Raw genomic sequence first — 23,097 nt, forward strand, 5'->3', positions numbered from 1 at the left:
TACCTAGGATAAACTGAAAACTCTACTAAACGTTGTCACGCACTTCGCGGACATACTCGGCAAGAAGTGATTCTTGCTCGTCAGTCAGAGCTAGGTTGTTAATAAGTTCCGGCCTTCTCTGCCAGGTTCGTCCGAGCGATTGCTTGAGACGCCAGCGCCGAATCACTTCGTGATTGCCGCTTGTCAGCGCCTCGGGCACCGTCAGCCCATCCAACACCTCCGGCCGAGTATAGTGGGGATGATCCAGCAGGCCATCCGTGAAGGAGTCCTGCTCGGCACTGGCCTGATCGCCCAAAACCCCCGGGACCAGACGCGAAACCGCATCGATCAGGGTCATGGCAGGCAGTTCGCCACCACTTAACACGTAATCCCCGATAGACCACTCTTCGTCGACTTCGGTTTGTATCACGCGTTCATCGATACCTTCGTATCGACCGGCTACCAGAATCAGTTTCTGATTCGTCGCCAGCTCGGTTACGCCCGCTTGAGTCAGCTTGCGTCCCTGAGGGGAGAGATAGATGACTTTCGCCCCGTCTCCCGCCGCTTGCTTGGCTGCATGAATGGCATCACGCAGCGGCTGAACCATCATCAACATGCCGGGCCCACCACCATAAGGACGATCATCGACCGTACGGTGTTTGTCATGGGTAAAGTCCCGGGGGTTCCAGCACTCAATCTGCAGCAGGCCACTCTTGACGGCCCGACCCGTTACCCCGTGCTCGGTAATGGCTCGGAACATTTCAGGGAAGAGGCTGATCACCCCAATCCACATAAGAAACCTCCGGCACCCATATCAGCGCGGGAAACTAGAAACCAGGATCCCAATCAACTTCGATTGTTCGAGCAGTCAGATCAATGTTCTTGATCACCTGCTCTTCCAGGAACGGAATCAACCGCTCCTTTGCACCAAAGGCATCTTTTACATTGGCCTCAACCACCAACACATCGTTGGAGCCGGTTTCCATCAATTCGGTCACCTTGCCCAGGTCGTATCCCTTGGTGGTCACTACGGTGCAACCGATGAGGTCACGCCAGTAGAACTCCCCTTCGGGCAACGCGGGCAACAGATCGGCGGGGACGCCAATCTCGACATTGGTCAATGCCAGGGCATCCTCGCGCACATCGATACCATCGAGTTTGCAGATCAGACCCTTGTTGTGACGCTTCCAGGCCGAAACCCGAATCTCACGCCACGCCCCGTTCTGATTGATCAGCCAGGGGTTGTAATCGAAAATCGCTTCGGCAACATCGGTGAAGGAGTTCACTTTAAGCCAGCCCTTGATCCCGTACACGGTGCCCAGGGTGCCCAGAACTACAGGTTTTTCCACCTTAACTCCCTACCGTTTGGCTGATTAAGCAGCTTTGGCAGCGTCTTTGATCAGCTTGGCAACGCGGTCAGAAACAGCGGCACCAGTAGCAACCCAATGCTCGATACGAGCCAGGTCCAGGTTCAGCTTTTCAGCGTTACCAGCAGCAACCGGGTTGAAGAAACCGACGCGCTCGATGAAACGACCGTCACGGGCGTTACGGCTGTCAGCAACTACTACCTGGTAGAACGGACGCTTTTTCGCGCCACCACGTTGTAAACGAATGGTTACCATATCGTCCTCATTAACATCTAATGAACAAGGCCCGCAAACACGCGGACCCTAGCTTAAAATAAGCCGCGTAATTCTACTTGGATTCGTAATAATTGCAACCAAGCCAGCCATTTTTTGCGCAGAGCGGCAATGAAAAGGGCCTGCCATGGGCAGACCCTCGATCAGCGATCCGGGTCGGATCAGAAGGGGCCGCGGCCGCCACCGAAGCCGGGGGGCAGCATGTTTTTCATCTGGCCCATCATCTTGCGCATGCCGCCCTTGCCGGACATCTTCTTCATCATGCGCTGCATCTCGGTGAACTGCTTGAGCAGCTTGTTCACGTCCTGCACCTGCATGCCTGAGCCCGCGGCGATGCGGCGCTTGCGGGAGCCCTTGATCAGATCGGGGTGGGCGCGCTCCTTGGGCGTCATGGAGCTGATGATGGCCTCCATCCGCACGGTGAGTTTGTCATCCATCTGATCCTTGATGTTGTCCGGTAGGCCGGACATGCCTGGCAGCTTGTCGAGCATGCCCATCATGCCGCCCATGTTGCGCATCTGGGCCAGCTGCTCGCGGAAGTCTTCCAGATCGAAGCCCTTGCCGCTCTTGACCTTGCTGGCCAGCTTGGCCGCCTTCTCCTTGTCGACGTTGCGCTCCACCTCTTCGATGAGCGACAGCACGTCACCCATGCCGAGGATGCGGGAGGCGAGGCGATCCGGATGGAAGGGCTCCAGCGCGTCTGTCTTCTCGCCCATGCCGATGAACTTGACCGGCTTGCCGGTGATGTGGCGCACCGACAGGGCGGCACCACCGCGGGCATCGCCATCCGCCTTAGTGAGGATCACGCCGGTGAGCGGCAGCGCCTCGTTGAACGCCTTGGCGGTGTTGGCGGCATCCTGACCCGTCATGGCATCCACCACGAACAGGGTCTCCACCGGCTTGATGGTGGCATGCAGATCCTGGATCTCCGCCATCATCTCGCCATCGACGTGCAGACGACCGGCGGTATCGACGATCACCACGTCATAGAACTTTTTGCGCGCCTGATCGATGGCCGCGGTGGCGATGGCGACGGGTTTCTGGCTGGCATCGCTCGGGAAGAAGTCGACGCCGATGTCGCCGGCCAGGGTCTCAAGCTGTTTGATGGCCGCCGGACGATAGACGTCGGCACTGACTACCAGCACCTTCTTCTTGCTTCGCTCCTTGAGCAGCTTGGCCAGCTTGCCGACCGTGGTGGTCTTACCGGCCCCCTGCAGACCCGCCATCAGGATGATGGCCGGCGGCTGGGCCGCCAGGTTGAGCTGCTCGTTGGCCTCCCCCATCACGGTGACCAGTTCGCCGTGCACTATCTTGATGAAGGCCTGGCCCGGGCTCAGGGACTTGGCCACTTCCTGGCCCACCGCCCGCTCCTTGACGCGGGCAACGAAATCGCGCACCACCGGCAGGGCGACGTCCGCCTCGAGCAGCGCCATGCGCACTTCGCGCAGGGTATCCTTGATGTTCTCTTCCGTCAGGCGACCGCGGCCGCTGACGTTGCGCAGGGTGCGCGAGAGTCGTTCAGTCAAATTCTCAAACATGACGCTTTCCGGTTCTTGGCGTGACAATGGGGACATTATACCCCGGTCAGCACTGTGGGGACGATTACTCGCCGCTTGTGGCGGCAGCCAGCCTTCGAAGGGGCAGGCTAACAAATGAGGGGCATTATACCCCAGTCCGCACTGCAGGGACGATGACTCGCCGCTTGCGGCAGCCTGCCATGAACGGGCAGGTCAACAAATGGCGGGCAGTATACCCCAGTCAACGCAGGAGGACGATTATTCGCCGCATGGAGCGCTTCTACTTATATGTGGGCAGTTGGCCCCTGGCACAACTGGCGAGCATATCTTGTGCAAGGTATACTGCCCCTCTTATCCCTAAAGCTTGTTTGACAACGACCTGGTTATGATCGTGATCTCTGTTCTGGCCCTGGCGTTTTACCTGCTGGCCATCATCGCCTCACTGCACCTGCTGCTCAGCGCCAAGCCTGTCGGGCAAGCGTCGCTGTTTGCCTGCATCGGCCTTGCCCTGACCGCCCATGGGGTGGCCGTGGGCAGCGAGGTGCTGGCCACCCACTCCGGCCAGAACCTCAGCATGCTGAACGTGGCCTCCCTGGTCAGCCTGATCATCAGCAGCTTCATGACCTGCGTCACCCGCCGCTTCAACGGCTGGATCCTGCTGCCCGTCGTCTACAGCTTCTCGGCCCTGCTGCTGGCGGCCAGCGCCCTCATTCCCGGGCGCTACATCACCCATCTGGAGGCCCATCCTCAGCTGTTGCTGCACATCGGGCTCGCCTTGCTGGCCTATTCGGTGCTGATGATAGCCTGCCTGTTTGCCCTCCAGCTTGCCTGTCTGGACAGGCAGCTGAAATCGAGAAAAATCAGTCATCTGCCTGCCATGCCGCCCCTGATGACGGTGGAGAAGCGCCTGTTCCAGCTGATCTCGGCGGGGCTGCTGTTGCTGACCCTCTCCATCGCCTCCGGCCTGTTCTTCCTGGAAGACATGTTCGCCCAGGGCAAGTCCCACAAGGCCATCCTCTCGATCCTGGCCTGGTGCGTCTACGCCCTGCTGCTGTGGGGCCATCACACCCGTGGCTGGCGGGGTCGCAAAGTCATCATGCTGAGCCTGGTCGGCAGCATCATCCTGACCCTGGCCTACTTTGGCAGTCGCTTCGTCAAGGAAGTGCTGCTGAGCTGACGACCCGCCCGCCCCTCAACCACAGACACAGGAGCCCTGCTTGGACAGTATCTCAACGAGTACATTGCTGATTGTGCTCGTTATCTTGATCCTCTTGTCAGCCTTCTTCTCCAGTTCCGAAACCGGTCTGATGTCCCTCAACCGCTACAAGTTACGGCATCTGGCCCAGACCAAGCACAAGGCCGCCCGCCGGGTCGAAAAACTGCTGGCCCGGCCGGACAGGCTGCTCGGCCTCATTCTCATCGGCAACAACCTGGTCAACATCCTGGCTTCCGCCATCGCCACTATCGTCTGCATCCGGCTGTTCGGGGATCTCGGCGTCGCCATCGCCACCTTCGGCCTCACCCTGGTGGTGCTGGTGTTCGGGGAGGTCACCCCCAAGACCCTGGCCGCCATGTTCCCCGAGCGCATTGCCTACCCCGCCTCCTGGGTCCTCAAGGGTTTGATGGTGCCCTTCTCGCCCCTGGTCTGGCTCATCAACAGCATCACCAACCTGCTGCTCAGGCTCTTGCGCCTCGAACACCGCAAGGATGACGCCCTCAACACCGAGGAGCTGCGCACCATAGTCAACGAGGCGGGCAGCCTGATTCCCCAGCGCCATCAGGAGATGCTGATCAGCATCCTGGATCTGGACAAGATGACGGTGGAGAACATTATGGTGCCGCGCAGCGAGATCTCCGCCATCGACATCAACGACGACTGGAAGATCATCCTGCGCCAGCTGGCCCACTGCGCCCACACCAAGATCCTGCTCTATCGCGACAACATCGACGATGTGGTTGGCTTCCTGCACGCACGCGACGCCCTGAGGCTGGTCGCACGGGATCAGTTCAGCAAGTCCAGTCTGCTGCGGGAGGTAGACCCCATCTACTTCATCCCCCAGGGGACGCCGCTCAATGTGCAGCTGGCCAAGTTCCAGCGCAACAAGGAGCGGATCGGGCTGATTGTCGACGAATATGGCGACATTCAGGGGTTGATCACCCTGGACGACATCCTGGAAGAGATAGTCGGCGACTTCACCACCTCCATGACGCCGACCCCGAGCGACGAGATCCACCCCCAGCCGGACGGCTCCTTCCTGGTCGAGGGCTCCGCCAGCATCCGCGAGCTGAACAAGGAGATGGACTGGCACCTCCCCACCGATGGCCCGCGCACCCTCAACGGCGTGATCCTGGAGTATCTGGAGGAGATCCCCCAGCCCAACATCAGCGTCAGGCTGGCGGGCTACCCCATCGAGATCCTCGAGGTGGAGAACAACATGGTGAAGATGGCGAGGATCATGCCACACCTGTACCGTAACGATTCAGGGTACGAAGATTGAAAAAAGGCTGCCGATGGCAGCCTTTTCGTGTCACTCGCTCTCGTCATCCGGCTCCAGCACCAGGGTCGGGATCAACTCGCCGAACACCTGCTGCAGCTCGTCACGGTTGGCCAGCAGATCTTGCAGCGTATAGCCGTCCATCACCGCCAGGAAGGCGTTCATCGCCTCCTTCAACGCGCTCTTGAGCAGGCAGACAGAGACGATATGGCAGACGGGGGAACCGCAGTCTATGCCGTCCAGATTGCCTTCCAGCGCCCGGATCACCTGGCCTATGTTTACGCTCTCGGGGGAGCAGGCCATGCGGATCCCGCCATTCTTGCCGCGCTGGGATTGCAGGTAGCCCAGCTTCACCAGCTGGTTTACCACCTTCACCATGTGGTTGCGGGAGACGTCGTACAGGGCGGACACCTTGGCCACGCTCGACAGTTCGCCCTCCGGCAGGGTGGCCAGATAGAGCAGGGCTCTCAATCCAAAATCGGTATAGCTAGTCAGTCTCATAGTGCCTGCGGCGCATAGCGCAAAGAATTGATGATTGATCCAGATCAATTAAACATTTAGGATGCAACTTATTAAGTGACATTTCAGATGTTCAATTAGAAAGGACCTCCTATGTTAGACCAAGCCACCATCGCCGTCATCAAGAGCACCATTCCTTTGCTCGAATCGGCGGGGCCAGCCCTCACCCAGCACTTCTACCAGCGCCTATTCAGCCACCATCCGGAATTGAAGGATGTATTCAATCTGGCTCACCAGCGCAGCGGCGGTCAGCCACTGGCACTGTTCAGTGCGGTGGCGGCCTATGCCAGGAACATCGACAACCTGGGCGCCCTGGCAGGGGCCGTGGAACGCATCGCCCACAAGCACACGGGTTTCCTGATCCAGCCGGAACAATATCACATTGTAGGTAGTCATCTCTTGGCCACGCTCAAAGAAATGGGTGGTAATGCGGTGACAGAGGAGGTGCTGGCGGCCTGGGGCAAGGCATATGGCGTGCTGGCCGACATCTTCATCGGCCGGGAGGGCGAGCTCTACCGGGAGCAGGCAAGCCAGGAGGGGGGCTGGCAGGGTACCCGTTCCTTCATCATCAGGGAGAAGCGCCAGGAGAGCGAACTCGTCACCTCCTTCGTGCTGGCCCCCGTCGACGGCAAGCCCGTGCTGCGCTTCAAGCCGGGTCAATATCTCAGCATCAAGCTGGTTCATCCCGAGCTCGAACACCAGGAGATCCGCCAGTACTCTCTCTCCGATGCGCCCAATGGCCGCGACTACCGCATCAGCGTCAAGCGCGAGCCCCAGGGTCAGGCTTCCAACCTGCTGCACGACAAGCTGCACGTCGGTGACGAGGTGGCAGTGATGCCACCGGCAGGCGACTTCTTCCTGCAAGAGGAGACAGCCACCCCAGTGGTGCTGCTCTCCGCCGGGGTGGGACTCACCCCCGTGCTGAGCATGCTCAACCACTTGCTGGCGAGCGGCCAGGATACCGAGATCCGCTGGCTGCACGCCTGCGAGCGCGGTGCCCAGCACGCGTTCAGAGAGGAGATCCGGGAGAAAAGCCGGCAGCACCCCAGATTGCAGAGCCGCACCTGGTATCGAGAGCCGGGAGAGCAGGATGTCCAGGGTGAGGATTACGACTTCGTCGGCCCCCTGGCGCTGGAGCAGGTCACCGACCTCATCCCGGCCAACGCCCACTACTATTTCTGCGGCCCCCTTGGCTTTATGAAGGCGGTGAAGGGTCAACTGGTCGGTTTGGGCGTGCCTGCCGACCGCATGCACTACGAGATCTTCGGCCCCCATCAGGAGATCTGATCCCGCCTCACCGCCGCGCACAGCTGACAAGGCCCGGACACCCAGGTGTCCGGGCCTTCTTCATGGTGTCTGGCCGCCAGTGATCAGCGCATCGCCTTGGCGCGGGCGATGGCGTTGGCGGGCATGCGGTTGCCGAGCCGGCTGAGCAGGCTCGCCGCCTTCTGGTGGATGGCCTTGTCGCCGATGACGGCGCCGTGCAGCCAGTGATAGGCCTCCTCGTAATCCAGCGGGCTCCCCATGCCCTGCAACAGCATCTCGACCCACTCCATCTGGGCCCGCAGGAAGCCGAGGCTGGCGGCCTCCCGCATCAGGGTCTCAGCCCGCACCAGATCCTTCTGGACCAGGATGCCCTTCCAGTAATAGCGGCCGAGCTGCTCCAGTGCGGGTGCCAGCCCCTGGTTCGCCGCCTCCCACATGTATTGCACCCCCATCTGGGCGTCCGGCTTGATGCAGACGCCCCAGGCGAGCATGTCTCCCCAGAGGAACTGATAAGCGGGGATCTTCATCACCGAGGCCCGCGCCTCTATGTCCTGAGTCAACTGGCATCGATCCTGCTTCACCCTGGCCAGATGGCGCCCCTGCTCTATCCAGTTGAGCAGCTCGTCCTGCCGATAGAGCGGCACCGCCTGCAGTTCCCCCGCCGCCGCTGAGACTGCGCTTGCCGCCTTGGGCAAGGGTGCCGCCGCCGGGGCTGTCGAGGCCGCAGCGGATGCGGCAGGCGCGGCAATGGTCGAACGTTCAGGTGACGACGCAACGGTGGTCGGGGGAGACGCGGTCGCCGCAGTCTGGGTTGGTATGGCGGCCGATGCCGGCTCGGCCCCCTGCAAGGGGAGGCTGCACAAACCGACGAGGCCGATGAGGATACTGGGTTTCATCATTAGGGATCTCCTGCTGCCCTCTGTTATCGGCAGCCGGGACCATCTCCTTAGCCCGCCACACCAACCCCCGAAAATGACAAAGGGGAGCCTGGGCTCCCCTTGCGATCGACGCGGCGACTTATTTGACGAAGTCGACACCCAGCTGGATGTCGGCCTTCAGGGTGGCCAGCATGCTGTCCATCGCCTCTTGCTCGAAGGCGCTCAGCTTGCCGTAGTCCAGCACGGACTCGACACCGTTCTTGCCGAGCAGTACCGGCTGCGCGAAGAAGGTGGCGTGCTCGCCGTTGCCTTCCACATAGGCGCACTCGATGACGTTGGCTTCCCCTTGCAGACCCTTGATGAGAGACAGACCGAAGCGGCAGGCTGCCTGGCCCATGGAGAGGGTGGCGGAACCGCCACCGGCCTTGGCTTCCACAACCTCGGTACCGGCATTCTGGATGCGCTTGGTCATGGCGGCGACTTCTTCAGCAGTGAAAGACGCGCCTTCAACCTGGGAGAGCAGCGGCAGAATGGTCACGCCACTGTGGCCGCCGATGACGTTGACACGCACCTTGTCGACGTTCAGCCCCTTGGCTTCGGCCACGAAGGTCTCGCCACGGATCACGTCCAGGGTGGTGACACCGAACAGGCGGCGCTTGTCATAGACACCGGCCTTCTTCAGCACTTCGGCGGCGATGGCGACCGTGGTGTTGACCGGGTTGGTGATGATGCCGATCAGCGCTTTCGGGCAGGAGGCGGCACACTTCTCCACCAGATTCTTGACGATGCCGGCATTGATGTTGAACAGGTCGGAACGATCCATGCCGGGCTTGCGGGCCACGCCGGCGGAGATCAGCACGACATCGGCGCCGACCAGAGCCGGGCTCGGATCTTCACCGCAGAAACCTTTTACTTTCACGTCAGTCGGGATATGGCTCAGGTCCGCCGCCACGCCCGGGGTGACCGGTGCGATGTCATACAGGCTCAGTTCGGAACCGGCAGGAAGGCGATTTTTCAACAGCAGAGCGAGGGCTTGGCCGATGCCACCGGCGGCACCCAGAACGGCAACTTTCATGATCAACTCCATGTCTAAGCGTAGGTTTAAGGTTGTTTCTAGTTGGGTTAACGCTGATTCTTATTGTGCGCCTCACCTTAAAGGATCCCCTCCCAAAAAACAATCTGATAACAGTTGTAATCACGGGTTCTGTGAGCCAGGGAACAAGCGGCGACGAAAGCGGAGAGGAATATGCGATAAATGGGAGGAAAAGCACAGATTTCCTGTGCCTCCCTCACCATTAAGAGGTAAATCAGACTGCTTCAGGACTGGAATGCCAGCGCTCTGCGCTCACACCAGCGGAAACCAATTGTTAACAATCCATTCATGGTCAGGTAGAGGGCCCCGGCCACGGTGAACACCGCCAGGGTGTCATAGGTCTGGGCGTTGAGGCGCTGGGCCAGCCCCATGATGTCCATGATGGTGATGGTACTGGCGAGCGAACTCCCCTTGAGCACCAGGATCACCTCGTTGGAATAGGCGGGCACCAGCCGGCGGGCGGCGTGGCGGGTCTTCATCCAGAGGGTCTGGCCGGCCGAGAAGCCGAGCGCCCGACAGGCCTCCACCTCGCCGGCGGGGATGGCGTCGAGGGCCCCCTTGAACAGCCGGGTGGAGTAGGCGGCGGTGTTGAAGCCGAGCGCCAGCACGGCGCAGAACCAGGGCTGTTTGAGCAGCGGCCAGAGCGGGCTCGCCTTGAGCCAATCGAACTGGCCAGGCCCGTAGTAGATGAGGAAGATCTGGATGAGCAGCGGCGTGCCGGTGAAGATCAGCACCCAGAGCTGCACCAGCTGGGTCGTCACCGGTATGCGGCGCTCCAGCACCCAGGTCATGCCGATCGCCAGCAACACCCCGAGCAGCAGGCTGAACGCGGTGAGCTGCAAGGTAATGGCCAGTCCCCCCAGCAGGGTCATCAGGTAATCCTGCATGATCAGCCTCCGTAACGGCGGGTAGAAGGAGCAGCCTGCTTGAACCCGCAGTCACTCAGCTGACTGAAGACGGTCGGTTGCAGGGTGATAACAAATCCCCCCAGCAGGGTCATGAGATAGTCCTGCATGCTCAGCCTCCGTAGCGTCGGGTGTAACGAGCCGCCTGCTTGAGGCCGAACTCGCTCACCAGGCTGATGGCCAGGTAGATGAGGGCCGCGGCGGCGTACCAGGTGAAGGGTTCATAGGTGCTGGCCGACGCCATCTGCGCCTGGCGCATCATCTCGTTCACCCCGATGAGGGAGACCAGGGCGGTGTCTTTCAGCAGCACCAGCCACTGGTTGCCCAGCCCCGGCAGGGCGTGGCGCCAGGCCTGGGGCAACACGATGCGAAAGAAGGTGTGCCCCTTGCCCAGGCCGAGCGCCAGTGCGGCCAGCCGCTGCCCGGCAGGCACCGCATTGAGCGCGGCCCGCAGGGTCTGGGTGGCATAGCTCGCGAACAGCAGGGAGAGCGCCAGCACACCGCAGGCGAACGGGCTGAACTCCACGTACTCCCCGGTGATGAGGAACAGCACCTGGGTCGAGCCGAAGTAGATGAAGAGCACCACCAGCAGCTCGGGCAGACCGCGGATCAGGGTGGTCAGGGTGGCCACGGGCCACACCAACCAGCTGCGCTTGCTGAGCTCGGCAGCGCTGAACGCCAGCGCCAGCACCATGCCCCCGACCAGGGATGCCAGGGCCAGCCCGAGGGTCATCCAGGCTGCATCCAACAACAGGCTCAGCATGGCTTACTGCGCGAAGTACTTGTCATAGATCTTCTGATAGGTGCCGTTGGCCTTGATCTCGGCCAGCCCCTTGTTCAGCTGGGTCAGCAGCTCCTGGTTGCCCTTGGCCACCGCGATGCCGAAGCCGGTACCGAAGTACTTGGCGTCGGTCACTGGCGTCCCCACCACCGCATACTCCTTGTGCTGCTTGAGCCAGTCGGCGGCCACCGCGGTATCGGCAAACACGCCGTCGGTGCGGCCGTTCATCATGTCGAGGAAGGCGCTCTGGTAGCTGGCATAGGGCACGGTCAGCAGACCCTTGCTCACCCAGTTGTCCACCAGATAGGACTGGTGGGAGGTGCCGTTCTGCACGCCGACGGTCTTGTCCACCAGATCTTCCGGTCCCTTGAAGGCGTCCTTCTTGGCGACGAAGACGGCGGAGTTCTCGTAATAGATGTCGGAGAAGTCGACCTGGGCGGCCCGCTCCGGCGTCACGTCCATGGCGGCGATGGCGGCGTCATAGCGACGGAATTTCAGGCTGGGGATCAGGCTGTCGAAGGCCTGGTTGTGGAAGCTGCACTCCAGCTTGACCTGGGCGCAGACGGCGCGGGCCAGATCGATGTCAAAGCCCTGGAACTCGTTCTTGTCGTCCAGGTATTCGAACGGCGCATAGGTGGCCTCGGTGGCGAACTTGATCTCTTTCGCCAGCACCGAGGTGCTCAGCAGGCCCATGGCGGCGACCAGCAACAGACTCTTTTTCATGACAGCTTCCTTATCGACTCAATATCAATGCATCAAGAATTCGGCAAACCGGCTGGTTTGCGGGGCCTGGAAGATGGCGGCGGTGCCGGATTCGATGATCCGCCCCTTCTCCAGATAGATCACCTGACTGGCCACCTTGCGGGCGAACTCCACCTCGTGGGTCACCACCACCTGGGTGATGCCGGTCTGGCTCAGGGTGCGGATGATCTCCGCCACCTCTTTGGTAATTTCGGGGTCCAGGGCCGCCGTCGGCTCGTCAAACAGCAGCACCTGGGGATCCATCATCAGGGTACGGGCGATGGCCACCCGCTGCTGCTGGCCACCGGAGAGGCGTGCCGGCCAGGCATCGCGCTTGTCGGCCAGCTGCAACTGGGCCAGCAGGTAGGCTCCCTTGTCGATGGCCGCCTCTCGGCTCATGCCGAGGACCTTGACCGGGGCTTCGATCAGGTTCTCCATCACGGTGAGGTGGGGCCACAGATTGTACTGCTGGAACACCATGCCCACCTTGCGGCGCAAGGCCTGAGCCTGACGGTTGAACTCGGCGGCGGAGAGGCTGGACGGGAAAGAAAATTCACTGCCCGCGATGCGCAGCACACCGGCGTCCGGGGTGTCCAGCAGGTTCATCATGCGCAGCAGGGAGCTCTTGCCCGCACCGCTCGGGCCCAGCAATACCAAGGTCTCGCCGGGAGCGGTCCGAAAGCTCACCTGTTGCAGTACCGGCACCTTGTGCCAGGATTTTTCGACGCCGATTAATTCGATACCCATACAGCCCAATTGAATAAGTTTTCAAAATTTCGTCCTGATTCTAGCGCCGGCATACATTGATGCAAGCTATATTTGAATCAATATGCAGAACAAGCGCCGCTTCCTTGCCAAAAGAGGCATATGAATGCAAAATAGCAGCGCTGTTCGTATCTGCCGCCTGAGCGTGACAGGCGGTCACCCCCCTCATTCGTGAGTCCAAGATGAAACATAACGACAAGCAAGAAAAACTGGCCAAGGCCTTTAAAGCCTTGCTGAAAGAGGAGCGGTTCGGCTCCCAGGCAGAGATAGTGACTGCCCTGCAAGAGATGGGCTTCGAGAACATCAACCAGTCCAAGGTCTCGCGCATGCTGAGTCGCTTCGGCGCCGTCCGCACCCGCAACGCCAAGATGGAGATGGTGTACTGCCTGCCGGTGGAGCTGGGTGTCCCCACCACCTCCAGTCCCCTCAAGAATCTGGTCCTTGACGTCGACCACAACGGCGCCCTGGTGGTGATCCACACCAGCCCGGGGGCAGCCCAGCTCATCGCCCGCCTGCTCGACTCCCTCGGCAAGGCCGAAGGGATCCTCGGCACCATCGCCGGTGACGACACCATCTTCATCACGCCGACCAGCGACACCGACATCGAGGAGCTCTACCTCTCCGCCCTCGAACTGTTCGAGCAGACCCCCTGATCGGGTGGCCGTCGTCGAGACGGCATCCCAAACGAAAAATCCCGGCCAAGGCCGGGATTTTTGTTATCTGCGAGTAAGACAGGCTTAATTGCCCTGGGCCACCAGGAAGTCGACGGACGGGGCGAAGAAGGCCGCGCCGGTCACCGCCCGGGTGAAGCGCAGCAGGTGATCGAAGTGACTGCCCTCCCCCTTGTACATGCTGGCCAGCATGGCGTTGAAGTGCAGCGGCGTGCGGCAGCAGGAGATGAAGTAGAGCCCCTGCTCGCTCATGGTGCCCCAGGGCATGCTCTGGCGCAGGATCTCCATGGACTCCCCCTTCGGGGTCTTGAGGTTGACCCGCTTGATGTGGGAAGTGAGCGGCTTGTCGGCGGACTCGTATTCGATGTTGTCCACCTTGGTGCGGCCTATGATGTCTTCCTGCTCCTTCAGGGCCAGCTTCTCCCAGTCGCTCATGGCGTGGACCCAGCGCTGCACGTGGAGATAGGAGCCGCCGGCGAACTCGCCGCCGTCCAGCAGCGCCACTTCGGCCCTGTGCTCATCCTGCGGGTTCTCGGTGCCGTCGACGAAGCCGGTCAGATCCCGGCAGTCGAGGTTGCGAAAACCGCGCACCTCTTCGGCCAGCACCACCAGTCCGGCCAGCAGGGCCATCACCCGCTGACCGGCGTGGTGCAGCACGTCGACCCGGTCGGCCCTCAGCTGCACGAACAGATCGAACGGAGTGTTCGGCGCCTTGTTGCCATTGGCCTCCTGCGCCATAAAGCCGCGGAACTGGGGTGGACGGGCCACCGGATAGATGGCATCCCAGCCCTCGGCACCCACGGCCACCAGGCCGCTGAAGGCGGCATCGGGGAAGTCGGCGCTCACCGCGTCCCACAGCGCCGGCAGGCTGGCCAGGCGGGCCGCCAGGGCGGCACCGTCGCCGGTGCGATTGAACATCAGATAGAGGGCATGCAGATTCGGCTCTGCGCAGATCCCGGCTTGGGCTTTCATTTCTCTCTCCAAAGACATTGGCTAAAGGCGTGGCGCGATTATAAACCAGTGCAACCCCAGTTCATTGATTTCACGACGATATCACGCCATCAGGGCAAAGGGTCAAACAACACCAGGGCATGGGGGGCCACGGTCACCCGCGCCCTCTTCCCTTCCAGGGGCTCGCCGATGCTGGCCTCCAGCGACTGGCCGGCACAATCCACCAGCACCCGGCAGTGATGACCCAGGAAGTGCTGCTCCCGCACCTCGAGTTCGCCGTCAGCCGCCGCCGTCAGCACCAGCTGCTGGGGCCTGAGCATGAGTTGCAGCCGCTCCCCGACCGCACGGCCATGGGGCTCCTGGCCACAGATGGTGCCCAGGATGGTCTTCACGCAGTGGCTGTCCACCACCTCGGCCGCCAGATAGTTGACCCCGCCGAGAAATTCCGCCACGAAGCGGTTCTGTGGGCGGCGATAGAGCTGCTCAGGCTGCCCCGCCTGCTCGATGTGACCGGCCCGAAACAGCGCCAGCCGGTCGGCGAAGGCGAACGCCTCCTCCTTGCTGTGGCTGACGAAGATGGCCCCTATGCCCTGCTGCTTGAGCAGAGTACGGATCTCGAGGATCAGCTTCATCCGCACCTGGGTGTCGATGTTGGAGAAGGGCTCGTCCAGCAGCATCAGCCTCGGCTTGCAGACCAGGGCGCGGGCGATGGCCACCCGCTGCTGCTGGCCGCCGGAGAGCTGATGGGGATAGCGCTCCCCCAGGCCCTGCAGATTGACCAGCGCCAGCGCCTCTTCCACCTGCTGCTGGCGGCTGCCGCGATCGAGCCGGATCAGCCCGAAGCCGACATTCTGTGCCACCGTCAGATGGGGGAAGAGGGCGTAATCCTGGAAGATCATGCCGATGTGGCGCGCCTCCGGCGGCACGCTCTGACCCTCTCCGTCCAGCAGCATATCGCCGAGACGGATCTCTCCTTCGGCCAGCGGCAACAGGCCGGCGACGGCCTTGAGCAAGGTGGTCTTGCCACAGCCGCTCGCCCCCAGCAGGCAGACGATCTCGTTGTCGGCCACCGTCAGGGATAGCTGTTCCAGCACATTGCGACCGTTGTAGCGGCAGCTGACCTTCTCGATATTCAGGCAGGACAAGGTACTTTTCCTCTCGCGTGTTGACGCCGGGCGGGACGACGCGCTCAGTGGCCCGGGCCGTCCAGACTGCGGTTGATCCAGACCAGGGGGACCAGCCCCACCAGCACGATGACGATGGCGCCGAGCGCTCCCCGCTCCAGCATCTCGTCCGAGACGAACTGGTAGACGTGGGTCGCCAGGGTCTCGAAGTTGAACGGCCGCAGCAACAGGGCGGCAGGCAGCTCCTTCATGGATTCGATGAATACCAGCATGGCGCCGGCAAAGAGGCCGCGTCGCACCAGCGGCAGGTGGATACGCCGCAGCATGCCGCCCGCCCCCTGCCCCAGGGAGCGGGCCGCCATGTCGAGACTGGGGGAAACCTTGTTCATGCTGCTCTCCACCGAGCCGATGGCGATGGCCACGAAGCGCACCAGGTAGCCGAACACGATGGCGGTGAGGGTGCCGGTCAAGAGCAGACCCGGCCCCTGTATCCCGAGCCAGTCGGCCAGATCGTTGATGCCAAAGTCCAGCGCCGTCAGCGGTACCAGCACCCCGATGGCGAGCACTGTGCCCGGCATGGCGTAGCCCATGGCGGCGATGCGCAGGGGCAGCAGGCTGCGGGTGCCCCCGTCAAGACGGCGGAAGAAGCCGAGCAGCAGGGCGATGGCCATGGCGAGCAATGCGGTCAACGCCGAGACCGTCAGGCTGTTGCCGGCGAAGCGAACGAACTCCGGCGTCCACGACAGCGCGAAATAGCGCACCCCGTAGTCCAGCAGGATCGCGAACGGCAGGACGAAGCCCGCCAGCACCAGGCCCCAGCACCAGATCGCGGCCAGCACGCGGCGCCCTCCCTTGAGGGGATAGCGCATCGGCTGCTCGAACCCCATGGATTTCTGGAACACCTGCTGGCGCTGGCGGGAGCGGCGCTCAATGGCGATGAGCAGCACCACCGCCAGCAGCATCAGGCAGGAGAGCTTGGCGGCGGTGGCCAGGCTGCCGTAACCGAGCCAGGTGTCATAGACCGCCGTGGTCAGGGTGTTGATGGCGAAGAAGTGGACGGTGGCGAAGTCGGCCAGGGTTTCCATCGCCACCAGGGATACCCCCACCATGATGGCGGGGCGGGCCAGCGGCAGGCTGAGACGGCGAAAGCTCTGCCAGGGGGTGCAGCCGAGCAGCCGGCTGGAGTGAATGAGGCTGACCGACTGCTCCAGGAAGGAGGCGCGCGCCAGCAGATAGACATAGGGGAAGAGCACCAGGGCCAGCACCCAGGCGGCACCGCCGAGGGAGCGAATGGCCGGGAACCAGTAGTCGGCCGGGCTCTGCCAGTCAAACAGGGTGCGCAGCCCCGCCTGCAACGGGCCCGAGTAGTCGAGCAGATCCGTATAGACGTAGGCCACTATGTAGGAGGGCATGGCCATGGGCAGCATCAGCGCCCACTGCAGGGCGCGGCGCCCCGGCACCTGGCACATGGCCACCAGCCAGGCGGTAGGCACCCCGAACAACAGGCTGAGCGCCGCCACCCCCAGCACCAGGCCCGAGGTGTTGCGAAGGTAATCGGTCAGTACCGTATCGGCGAGGTGGGCAAACAGATCCCCGTCGGCCGAGAAGGCGGAGAAGACGAGGGCAAGTACCGGCAAACCCAGCAGCAGGGCGGTGGCCCAGCTGCCGGCAATCCATCCAAAATGTTTCATGAGTCCACAGATGTTGATGGGGCCATCGGCCCCATCTGATTACAAGTCGAATTTCACTTCATCAAGCAGTTGCAAGGCGTCCTTGCGATGCTTGGCATAGTCGCTGACCGGCAGGGAGTCAGACTTGAAACTGCCCCAGGACTTGACCATGGCGGAGGGTTCCACCCCGGCCTTGACCGGGTACTCGGCATTCACGTCCGCATACATGTGCTGGGCGGTGTCGCCGGAGAGGAACTCCATCAGCTTCTGGGCCGCCTCCTTGTTCTTGGCGTACTTGGTCATGGCCACGCCGCTCACGTTCACGTGGGCACCGCGATCCCCCTGGTTCGGGAAGTTGATCTCGACCGCCTCGGCCCAGGACTTCTGCGCCGGATCCTTCAGCATGGCGCCCAGGTAGTAGCTGTTGCCCAGGGAGACATCGCAGATGCCGTCCTTGATCGCCTTGACCTGATCCCGGTCGTTGCCCTGCGGCTTGCGTGCCAGGTTGGCCTTGACCCCTTCCAGCCAGGTTTTGGCATCCGCCATGCCGTGATGGGCGATCATGGAGGAAACCAGCGCCACATTGTACTCGTGCTTGCCGCTGCGGGTACAAATTTTTCCTTTGAATTCAGGCTTGGCCAGATCTTCGTAGCTGATGGTGGCGAGCTTGCCGAGGCGCTCCTTGCTGGAGTAGATGGCGCGCACCCGGGTGGTCAGGGCGAACCAGCGGTTCTCCGGATCCCGATAGATGGAGGGGATATTCTCCTGCAGGGTCTTGCTGTCCACCGGCTGCACCAGATCCTTGTCCACCAGGTCGGTCAGGCGGCTGATGTCGACGGTCAGCATCAAATCCGCCGGGGAGAGCTTGCCTTCCCGCTCCAGACGCTCGTTCAACCCCTCTTTGGCGAACACCACGTTGACCTTGATCCCGGTCTCCTTCTCGAACTGCTGGATGATGGGCTTGATCAGCTCATCCTGACGGGTGGAGTAGACGTTCACTTCAGCGGCGAATGCCGACTGGGCGGCCAGGGTGGAGAGAGCCAGCGCCAGCATCTTCATTTTCATTGTCCGTTCCTTGTGTGCGTATCGATTGATAACCATTTTTGTTTGCATTCTGCACGAGTCACGGCCTCAGGATCAAGGCGCTTCAGGGAGGTAGGATCACATATTTAACCATTGAACAAATGAAAGGGACCGGATGATGTCTCATCCGGTCCCTTGATGACGGCCTCTCCCCGCTGAGGCGTCGCAGCCTGACCTTCACGGCCCCGCGGCGCGGGGTATCAGAGCGCCTCGTCGTCGCTCTCGCCGGTGCGGATCCGCACCGCCTGCAACAGGTCATAGACGAAGATCTTGCCGTCACCTATCTTGCCGGTGTAGGCCGCCTTGCAGATGGCCTCGATCACCCCTTCCACGTTCTCGTCGGCGGTGGCGATCTCCAGCTTTACCTTCGGCAGGAAGTCGACCTGGTACTCGGCCCCCCGGTATAATTCGGTGTGCCCCTTCTGGCGACCGAAGCCCTTGACCTCGGAGACGGTCAGGCCTTCCACCCCCAGGTTGGCGATGGCCTCGCGCACGTCGTCCAACTTGAAGGGTTTGATAATCGCAGTAATCAGCTTCATCTGGTTGCTCCCAATCCATGGTATGTCACGAATGGGTCATCAATTCTTGTGCCAAGTATTTTTATTGTTTATTTTCATTAAGATAGCCATCAACCCTTGAGCCATTACGGCTCAGGATCACCAAGGAAGCGCATCTCGCCCCATAATGAGGCACCAAGCTGCACCAGACTCCCTTGATGCACCAAATGAGAGCATCGCCCCATGTTAGTCATCTCCCAGAGCGTGATCATTCCCTGGCATGAGCTGCAGTTCCAGACCATGCGAGCCCAGGGGGCCGGGGGGCAGCACGTCAACAAGACCGACTCCGCCGTCTGGCTGCGTTTCGACTACAGAGACTCCCCCAGCCTGCCCCCCCTCTACAAGGAGGGGCTGGAGAGGCTCGCCGACAGCCGGGTCCACGACGGCTTCATCCAGATCAGGGTCGAGACCCACCGCAGTCAGGACATGAACCGTAAGGAGGCCATGAGCCGCCTGACCGAGCTGCTGAAAAAAGCCGCCTGGCGTCCCAAGGCGCGTCACGCCACCAAGCCGACCCGCAGTGCCCAGCGCAAGCGGGTCGAGGCCAAGAAGCGCAAGGGCGAGATCAAGTCCGCCCGCGGCAAACCCGGGCTGGAGTGACCAGCCTTGCAGCCCTCCGGAGGAGAAGAGGATGCAATACAGTTTTTGCGAGAGTCGTCACGGCCCCCTGCTCGTCGCCATCGATCGGCATGGCCTGCGTTATGTGGAGTTCGTCCGGGGAGAGCAGCCGGTCACCCCGACGGCGGAATGGCAACGGGATGATCAGGCCCTGGCCCCCTTCGTCGAGCAGTTCGCCGCCTACTTCGCCGGCCGGCTGCGCCAGTTTGATCTGCCCCTCGCCGCCCGGGGAACGCCGTTCCAGCAGTCGGTGTGGCACGCCCTGTGCGACATCCCCTATGGCGAGACCGTCAGCTACCTCGAGATTGCCCAGGCCATCGGCAACCCCAAGGCGGTGCGCGCCGTGGGCGCCGCCAACGGCCGCAACCCCTTGAGCATCATAGTGCCCTGCCACCGGGTGATCGGTCGCAGCGGCGCACTGACCGGTTATGCCGGCGGCATCCCCATCAAACGCTGGCTGCTGGCGCTGGAGCAACAGACTGCCGACAACTTCACGCTGACCCCCTGACCATCAGACGGCACCCCATCAAGCGTTGGTTGCTGGCGCAGCAAGCTGCCGGGGATAAGCCCCTTGCGAGGAGGCAAGATAAAACTCTAGTCATTTTAATGAATGCAGCATGAGTCCTGCACCACACAGGCATCAGGCAGCATTTCCAAAATGAACAGAGTATGAAGAATCGCCTCAGAAGGGCTTCAGACACCGTCAGGCATCATGGCGTCACACTTGGATGGCACGGCTCATCCCTCATCCAGGTGGCACCCATGTGACGCTTCCAATCTGTCTTTTTCCCCGCGCCTCCCCAGAGGCGCTTTTTTTGTCCGTCGTCCGGCCACAAAAAAGCCCGCCGAAGCGGGCTCCTGTCCGATGCGGTGGCCTCAGAGCGCGAGGAACAACCCCGCCAGGGAGGCGCTCATCAGGTTCGCCAGCACCCCCGCCAGGATGGCGCGCATGCCGTAGCGGGCGATGAAGGACTTGCGCTCCGGCACCATGGCCCCCAGGCCGCCGATGAGGATCGCCATGGAGGAGATGTTGGCAAAACCGCACAGGGCGAAGGTGACGATGGCCTTGCTCGACTCGTTCAATGTCTGATCCTGTACCAGGGCGATGAAGGCGACGAACTCGTTGATGACGATCTTGGTGCCGATAAGCGCACCAGCCGCCTGGGCCTGCTCCCAGGGCACCCCGATCAGCCAGGAGACGGGGGCAAACAGCCAGCCCAGGATGATCTGGAAGCTCAGCTCCAGCCCCACCAGGTCACCGGCCCAGCCCAGCAGGCCGTTGAGCAGGGCGATCACCCCGACGAAGGCCAGCAGGGTGGCCCCCACGGCAACCGCGATGTTGAGACCCGCCATGGCGCCATCGGCGGCCGCTTCAATGACGTTGGTGGCGCGGGGGATCTCCACGTCCTCGTGATGATCCACCTCTTCGGCAGCGGGCGGCACCAGGATCTTGGCCATGGCGAGCCCCGCAGGCGCGGACATGAAGGCGGCGGCGATCAGATACTTCAGCTCGACCCCGATGCTGGCGTACCCCACCAGGGTGCCACCGGCCACCGAGGCCAGGCCGCAACTCATCACGGCGAAGAACTGGGAGTCGGACATCCTGGAGAGATAGGGCTTGACCACCAGGGGCGCCTCCACCATGCCGACGAAGATGTTGGCGGTGGCGGAGAGGCTCTCGGCGCGGCCGGTACCCAGCAATTTCTGCAGGCCGCCGCCAAGCAGGGCGATGACTTTGGGCATCAGGCCGATGTGGTAGAGGATGGCGATCACGGCAGAGAAGAAGATGATCACCGGCAGCACGTTGAAGGCGAAGATGAAGCCCAGCTTGAACTTGGCCAGATCCCCGAACAGGAAGGCGATCCCCTCCTGGCCGTAACCGATCACGCTGCTGACGCTTTCGCTGACGCCGTTGAGCGCCTGCTGGCCGGCGGGCAGCCAGAGCACCAGGGCGGCGAAGAGCACTTGCAGGCAGAGGGCGAAGCCTACTGTTCGCAACGGGATACGACGACGATTATCGGAGCAGAGTGCGGCCAGGGCCAGGATGCTCAGGATACCAAGCAGGGCGATCATGGGGATTCCATCCAGTGGGGCAAAAGATGGGCGCGGATTCTGCTCCCCTGCCCTCGCCACTGCAAGCCCGCCTGGTTACAACCCTGTTAGCAAAAACGTTTGCACGATATCGGTTGCGTCAACTGATTGATTTGACTCGACTTTGAAGCCGGACTCAAGCCAGCGTTCTTGCATGGAAACGATCATTCCTCCAGGCCGGACAATTTGCCCCCGAGCCAGGGGGCCAGCCGCTGCGCCCAGTAGGGCTCGGGTCCGAAGCACTCCTTGAGGAAGTCGATGAAGAGGCGGATCTTGGGGTCCAGATGCTCTCGCCTGGCATAGACAGCGTGCACCGCCATCTTCTGGTTCGGTTGCCACTGGGGAAGCAGGGGGATGAGCTGGCCGGACTGCAACTCCTTGTCCAGCAGGTAGTTGGCCACATAGGCGATGCCGAGCCCGGCCAGGGCGGCGTCCCGCACCGCCTCCGCCAGATCCACCCGGTAGTTGCCCGCCACCTGCACCGTCTGCCGCTCCTTGCCCTGGCGAAACGACCACTCGTGGTAGCGCCGCTCCCGGCTCTGGTAGGTGATGCAGTTGTGGCGGGCCAGATCCCTGGGATGCAGCGGCGTGCCGTGACTCAGCAGATAGTCCGGCGAGGCCACCAGCACGAAGCCGATGTCCGCCAGCCGCTGCCCCACCAGGGCCTCAGGCTTGTCCTCGTAGGTGGTGATCCAGAGATCCAGCCCCTCGTCCACCAGGTTGGTGCGGTGATCGAACAGGGACACCTCCAGCTCCAGATCCGGGTAGCGCGCCTGAAACGCCTTGAGCCGCGGGATCACGTGCAGTCGGCCGAAGGACTGGCCCACCCCCAGGTGGAGCACGCCGCTCACCTTGCCGCGGCGCTCCGCTACCATGGATTCCGCCTCCAGCGCCACCGCCACCAGGGCGCGGCAGTGGCGGGCATACTCCTGACCCAGTTCGGTGAGCACGAAGCGGCGGGTGGTGCGCTGCACCAGCTGGGCCCCGAGCGCGGTTTCCAGCAGGGCGAGCTGCTTGCTGATGTGGGACTTGGAGACCCCGAGCCGGCGTGCGGCCGCCGAGATACCCTGCTCGCGGACCAGGGCGTCGAAGATCACCATTTGGGGAAGACGTTGCAGCACGGCATAACCTGGGTGGATGGCGGGCCCCCATTATTCCAGAGCCGCCCGCCGTGGGATAGGGTCAGCGCCCGAGCGCCTCGAGGATCTGCCGCTTGAGAGGGTCGTCGGCCGGATTCTGGTTGGCGCCATAGCTCGCAATCAGCTTGCCATCGCGGCCCACCAGGTATTTGTGGAAGTTCCAGTTGGGGGCGTCACCGTCGGCGGCGGCCGCCAGCCCCTTGAACAGGGGCACCGCATCCGAGCCCCGCACCGCCACCCGGTTGAACATGGGGAAGGTCACCCCGTAGTCGCGCCGGCACACCTCGGCGGTCTTGTTCTCGTTGCCCGCCTCCTGCCAGAAGTCGTTGGAGGGGAAGCCCAGCACCATCAGCCCCTTCTCCTTGTAACCCTGGTAGAGGGCTTCCAGATCCCGGAACTGGCCGCTGTACCCGCAGTAGGAGGCGGTGTTGACCACCAGCACCACCTTGCCCTCGGTCAGCCGGCAGAGGTTGTGGCGCTGGGTGCTGTTGAGCTCCCGCATCTCCACGTTGAAGTAGTCGGGGCAGGCGGCGGACGCCGCGCCCGAGCCGAGCAACAACAGCAGGGTGAACCATTTCATCGACGTGACTCCTCGCGTTTTCTCCATCATACGC

Annotated in this window: 26 protein-coding genes; 6 read left to right on the forward strand and 20 right to left on the reverse strand. The window is 62.3% G+C overall.

From position 1 onward, the window contains the following. Positions 1-25: 25 nt before the first annotated feature. The 4 genes from trmD to ffh form a co-directional block, all read right to left on the reverse strand. Positions 26-772 carry a tRNA (guanosine(37)-N1)-methyltransferase TrmD gene (trmD, locus tag AB5Y72_RS17925; RefSeq protein WP_216991625.1) on the reverse strand — a complete coding sequence of 249 codons (747 nt, stop codon included), beginning with the start codon at positions 770-772 and terminating at the stop codon, positions 26-28. 34 nt (positions 773-806) lie between these two features. After that, complete coding sequence (gene rimM, locus AB5Y72_RS17930; protein WP_040096753.1) at positions 807-1,328, reverse strand: ribosome maturation factor RimM; 522 nt, start codon at positions 1,326-1,328, stop codon at positions 807-809. A 24-nt stretch (positions 1,329-1,352) separates the two neighbouring features. Next, positions 1,353-1,601, reverse strand: coding sequence for a 30S ribosomal protein S16 (gene rpsP / locus AB5Y72_RS17935; RefSeq protein ID WP_010673084.1), 249 nt, complete (start codon positions 1,599-1,601; stop codon positions 1,353-1,355). Between the two features lie 179 nt (positions 1,602-1,780). Continuing rightward, on the reverse strand, positions 1,781-3,157 hold the full coding sequence (gene ffh, locus AB5Y72_RS17940) for a signal recognition particle protein (RefSeq protein ID WP_042079296.1): 1,377 nt from the start codon (positions 3,155-3,157) through the stop codon (positions 1,781-1,783). A 364-nt stretch (positions 3,158-3,521) separates the two neighbouring features. On the opposite strand from ffh, the gene ccsA reads away from it, so the two are divergent. Then, entirely contained in the window at positions 3,522-4,313 is a 792-nt protein-coding gene (gene ccsA / locus AB5Y72_RS17945) for an inner membrane protein YpjD (protein WP_042079404.1), read from the forward strand. 40 nt (positions 4,314-4,353) lie between these two features. Continuing rightward, positions 4,354-5,634 (forward strand): CNNM domain-containing protein, encoded by a 1,281-nt coding sequence (locus tag AB5Y72_RS17950; RefSeq protein ID WP_325783229.1) that lies wholly within the window; start codon positions 4,354-4,356, stop codon positions 5,632-5,634. A 30-nt stretch (positions 5,635-5,664) separates the two neighbouring features. Here AB5Y72_RS17950 and AB5Y72_RS17955 read toward each other — a convergent pair whose 3' ends face one another. Further along, positions 5,665-6,132 (reverse strand): Rrf2 family transcriptional regulator, encoded by a 468-nt coding sequence (locus AB5Y72_RS17955; protein WP_041206413.1) that lies wholly within the window; start codon positions 6,130-6,132, stop codon positions 5,665-5,667. Between the two features lie 111 nt (positions 6,133-6,243). Between AB5Y72_RS17955 and hmpA the strand changes: the two genes are divergently transcribed. Further along, the gene (hmpA, locus tag AB5Y72_RS17960; RefSeq protein WP_318162056.1) at positions 6,244-7,437 is read left to right on the forward strand and encodes an NO-inducible flavohemoprotein; all 1,194 of its coding nucleotides are present in this window, start codon (positions 6,244-6,246) and stop codon (positions 7,435-7,437) included. Between the two features lie 83 nt (positions 7,438-7,520). Here hmpA and AB5Y72_RS17965 read toward each other — a convergent pair whose 3' ends face one another. From AB5Y72_RS17965 to AB5Y72_RS17995, 7 genes are all read right to left on the reverse strand, one after another. Further along, positions 7,521-8,111 carry a tetratricopeptide repeat protein gene (locus AB5Y72_RS17965; protein ID WP_219144409.1) on the reverse strand — a complete coding sequence of 197 codons (591 nt, stop codon included), beginning with the start codon at positions 8,109-8,111 and terminating at the stop codon, positions 7,521-7,523. 322 nt (positions 8,112-8,433) lie between these two features. Further along, complete coding sequence (gene mdh / locus AB5Y72_RS17970) at positions 8,434-9,369, reverse strand: malate dehydrogenase (RefSeq protein WP_042079301.1); 936 nt, start codon at positions 9,367-9,369, stop codon at positions 8,434-8,436. Positions 9,370-9,611: 242 nt separating this feature from the next. Next, positions 9,612-10,274 carry an arginine ABC transporter permease ArtM gene (gene artM, locus AB5Y72_RS17975; RefSeq protein ID WP_368199366.1) on the reverse strand — a complete coding sequence of 221 codons (663 nt, stop codon included), beginning with the start codon at positions 10,272-10,274 and terminating at the stop codon, positions 9,612-9,614. 2 nt (positions 10,275-10,276) lie between these two features. Continuing rightward, positions 10,277-10,402 (reverse strand): hypothetical protein, encoded by a 126-nt coding sequence (locus AB5Y72_RS17980; protein WP_302055617.1) that lies wholly within the window; start codon positions 10,400-10,402, stop codon positions 10,277-10,279. Between the two features lie 2 nt (positions 10,403-10,404). After that, positions 10,405-11,055, reverse strand: coding sequence for an arginine ABC transporter permease ArtQ (gene artQ / locus AB5Y72_RS17985; protein WP_368199368.1), 651 nt, complete (start codon positions 11,053-11,055; stop codon positions 10,405-10,407). A 3-nt stretch (positions 11,056-11,058) separates the two neighbouring features. Then, positions 11,059-11,796, reverse strand: coding sequence for a lysine/arginine/ornithine ABC transporter substrate-binding protein (locus AB5Y72_RS17990; RefSeq protein ID WP_042079304.1), 738 nt, complete (start codon positions 11,794-11,796; stop codon positions 11,059-11,061). Positions 11,797-11,820: 24 nt separating this feature from the next. Next, the gene (locus AB5Y72_RS17995) at positions 11,821-12,561 is read right to left on the reverse strand and encodes an ATP-binding cassette domain-containing protein (protein WP_042079305.1); all 741 of its coding nucleotides are present in this window, start codon (positions 12,559-12,561) and stop codon (positions 11,821-11,823) included. Between the two features lie 200 nt (positions 12,562-12,761). On the opposite strand from AB5Y72_RS17995, the gene argR reads away from it, so the two are divergent. Further along, a complete protein-coding gene (argR, locus tag AB5Y72_RS18000; RefSeq protein WP_005308670.1) occupies positions 12,762-13,232 on the forward strand; it encodes a transcriptional regulator ArgR in 471 nt (156 codons plus the stop codon). A gap of 84 nt (positions 13,233-13,316) precedes the next feature. Here the strand turns inward: argR and AB5Y72_RS18005 are convergent, their stop codons facing one another. The 5 genes from AB5Y72_RS18005 to glnK form a co-directional block, all read right to left on the reverse strand. Further along, entirely contained in the window at positions 13,317-14,222 is a 906-nt protein-coding gene (locus AB5Y72_RS18005; RefSeq protein WP_368199370.1) for a Dyp-type peroxidase, read from the reverse strand. Positions 14,223-14,311: 89 nt separating this feature from the next. Beyond that, on the reverse strand, positions 14,312-15,346 hold the full coding sequence (locus tag AB5Y72_RS18010) for an ABC transporter ATP-binding protein (RefSeq protein ID WP_368199372.1): 1,035 nt from the start codon (positions 15,344-15,346) through the stop codon (positions 14,312-14,314). Between the two features lie 44 nt (positions 15,347-15,390). Further along, on the reverse strand, positions 15,391-17,016 hold the full coding sequence (locus AB5Y72_RS18015; protein ID WP_368199374.1) for an ABC transporter permease: 1,626 nt from the start codon (positions 17,014-17,016) through the stop codon (positions 15,391-15,393). A 39-nt stretch (positions 17,017-17,055) separates the two neighbouring features. Next, positions 17,056-18,060 (reverse strand): Fe(3+) ABC transporter substrate-binding protein, encoded by a 1,005-nt coding sequence (locus AB5Y72_RS18020; RefSeq protein WP_209793633.1) that lies wholly within the window; start codon positions 18,058-18,060, stop codon positions 17,056-17,058. Between the two features lie 218 nt (positions 18,061-18,278). Then, positions 18,279-18,617, reverse strand: coding sequence for a P-II family nitrogen regulator (gene glnK, locus AB5Y72_RS18025; protein WP_005332325.1), 339 nt, complete (start codon positions 18,615-18,617; stop codon positions 18,279-18,281). A gap of 201 nt (positions 18,618-18,818) precedes the next feature. Between glnK and arfB the strand changes: the two genes are divergently transcribed. Both arfB and AB5Y72_RS18035 read left to right on the forward strand, forming a co-directional pair. Beyond that, positions 18,819-19,235, forward strand: a complete 417-nt coding sequence (arfB, locus tag AB5Y72_RS18030; protein ID WP_042079310.1) for an alternative ribosome rescue aminoacyl-tRNA hydrolase ArfB — start codon at positions 18,819-18,821, stop codon at positions 19,233-19,235. A 31-nt stretch (positions 19,236-19,266) separates the two neighbouring features. Next, positions 19,267-19,761 carry a methylated-DNA--[protein]-cysteine S-methyltransferase gene (locus tag AB5Y72_RS18035; RefSeq protein WP_042079311.1) on the forward strand — a complete coding sequence of 165 codons (495 nt, stop codon included), beginning with the start codon at positions 19,267-19,269 and terminating at the stop codon, positions 19,759-19,761. A gap of 368 nt (positions 19,762-20,129) precedes the next feature. On the opposite strand, the gene AB5Y72_RS18040 is transcribed toward AB5Y72_RS18035, so the two are convergent. The 3 genes from AB5Y72_RS18040 to AB5Y72_RS18050 all read right to left on the reverse strand — a co-directional run bounded on the left by AB5Y72_RS18040 (position 20,130) and on the right by AB5Y72_RS18050 (position 23,063). After that, positions 20,130-21,326, reverse strand: coding sequence for a NupC/NupG family nucleoside CNT transporter (locus tag AB5Y72_RS18040; RefSeq protein ID WP_042079312.1), 1,197 nt, complete (start codon positions 21,324-21,326; stop codon positions 20,130-20,132). Positions 21,327-21,508: 182 nt separating this feature from the next. Next, positions 21,509-22,444 (reverse strand): LysR family transcriptional regulator, encoded by a 936-nt coding sequence (locus AB5Y72_RS18045; RefSeq protein WP_325783267.1) that lies wholly within the window; start codon positions 22,442-22,444, stop codon positions 21,509-21,511. An 82-nt stretch (positions 22,445-22,526) separates the two neighbouring features. After that, entirely contained in the window at positions 22,527-23,063 is a 537-nt protein-coding gene (locus AB5Y72_RS18050; RefSeq protein WP_042079314.1) for a glutathione peroxidase, read from the reverse strand. Between the last annotated feature and the right edge of the window lie 34 nt (positions 23,064-23,097).

Origin of the sequence: Aeromonas sp. R7-4 (assembly GCF_040908055.1) — a bacterium.
Lineage (GTDB): Bacteria > Pseudomonadota > Gammaproteobacteria > Enterobacterales > Aeromonadaceae > Aeromonas > Aeromonas sanarellii.

Bases quoted from the DNA above. Each gene is read 5' to 3' on its own strand.
- trmD (WP_216991625.1), bottom strand. From the start codon at position 772: ATGTGGATTGGGGTGATCAGCCTCTTCCCTGAAATGTTCCGAGCCATT.
- rpsP (WP_010673084.1), bottom strand. From the start codon at position 1,601: ATGGTAACCATTCGTTTACAACGTGGTGGCGCGAAAAAGCGTCCGTTC.
- ffh (WP_042079296.1), bottom strand. From the start codon at position 3,157: ATGTTTGAGAATTTGACTGAACGACTCTCGCGCACCCTGCGCAACGTC.
- ccsA (WP_042079404.1), top strand. From the start codon at position 3,522: ATGATCGTGATCTCTGTTCTGGCCCTGGCGTTTTACCTGCTGGCCATC.
- AB5Y72_RS17955 (WP_041206413.1), bottom strand. From the start codon at position 6,132: ATGAGACTGACTAGCTATACCGATTTTGGATTGAGAGCCCTGCTCTAT.
- hmpA (WP_318162056.1), top strand. From the start codon at position 6,244: ATGTTAGACCAAGCCACCATCGCCGTCATCAAGAGCACCATTCCTTTG.
- mdh (WP_042079301.1), bottom strand. From the start codon at position 9,369: ATGAAAGTTGCCGTTCTGGGTGCCGCCGGTGGCATCGGCCAAGCCCTC.
- artM (WP_368199366.1), bottom strand. From the start codon at position 10,274: ATGCAGGATTACCTGATGACCCTGCTGGGGGGACTGGCCATTACCTTG.
- AB5Y72_RS17980 (WP_302055617.1), bottom strand. From the start codon at position 10,402: ATGCAGGACTATCTCATGACCCTGCTGGGGGGATTTGTTATCACCCTG.
- artQ (WP_368199368.1), bottom strand. From the start codon at position 11,055: ATGCTGAGCCTGTTGTTGGATGCAGCCTGGATGACCCTCGGGCTGGCC.
- AB5Y72_RS17990 (WP_042079304.1), bottom strand. From the start codon at position 11,796: ATGAAAAAGAGTCTGTTGCTGGTCGCCGCCATGGGCCTGCTGAGCACC.
- AB5Y72_RS17995 (WP_042079305.1), bottom strand. From the start codon at position 12,561: ATGGGTATCGAATTAATCGGCGTCGAAAAATCCTGGCACAAGGTGCCG.
- argR (WP_005308670.1), top strand. From the start codon at position 12,762: ATGAAACATAACGACAAGCAAGAAAAACTGGCCAAGGCCTTTAAAGCC.
- AB5Y72_RS18005 (WP_368199370.1), bottom strand. From the start codon at position 14,222: ATGAAAGCCCAAGCCGGGATCTGCGCAGAGCCGAATCTGCATGCCCTC.
- AB5Y72_RS18015 (WP_368199374.1), bottom strand. From the start codon at position 17,016: ATGAAACATTTTGGATGGATTGCCGGCAGCTGGGCCACCGCCCTGCTG.
- AB5Y72_RS18020 (WP_209793633.1), bottom strand. From the start codon at position 18,060: ATGAAAATGAAGATGCTGGCGCTGGCTCTCTCCACCCTGGCCGCCCAG.
- glnK (WP_005332325.1), bottom strand. From the start codon at position 18,617: ATGAAGCTGATTACTGCGATTATCAAACCCTTCAAGTTGGACGACGTG.
- arfB (WP_042079310.1), top strand. From the start codon at position 18,819: ATGTTAGTCATCTCCCAGAGCGTGATCATTCCCTGGCATGAGCTGCAG.
- AB5Y72_RS18035 (WP_042079311.1), top strand. From the start codon at position 19,267: ATGCAATACAGTTTTTGCGAGAGTCGTCACGGCCCCCTGCTCGTCGCC.
- AB5Y72_RS18040 (WP_042079312.1), bottom strand. From the start codon at position 21,326: ATGATCGCCCTGCTTGGTATCCTGAGCATCCTGGCCCTGGCCGCACTC.
- AB5Y72_RS18045 (WP_325783267.1), bottom strand. From the start codon at position 22,444: ATGGTGATCTTCGACGCCCTGGTCCGCGAGCAGGGTATCTCGGCGGCC.
- AB5Y72_RS18050 (WP_042079314.1), bottom strand. From the start codon at position 23,063: ATGAAATGGTTCACCCTGCTGTTGTTGCTCGGCTCGGGCGCGGCGTCC.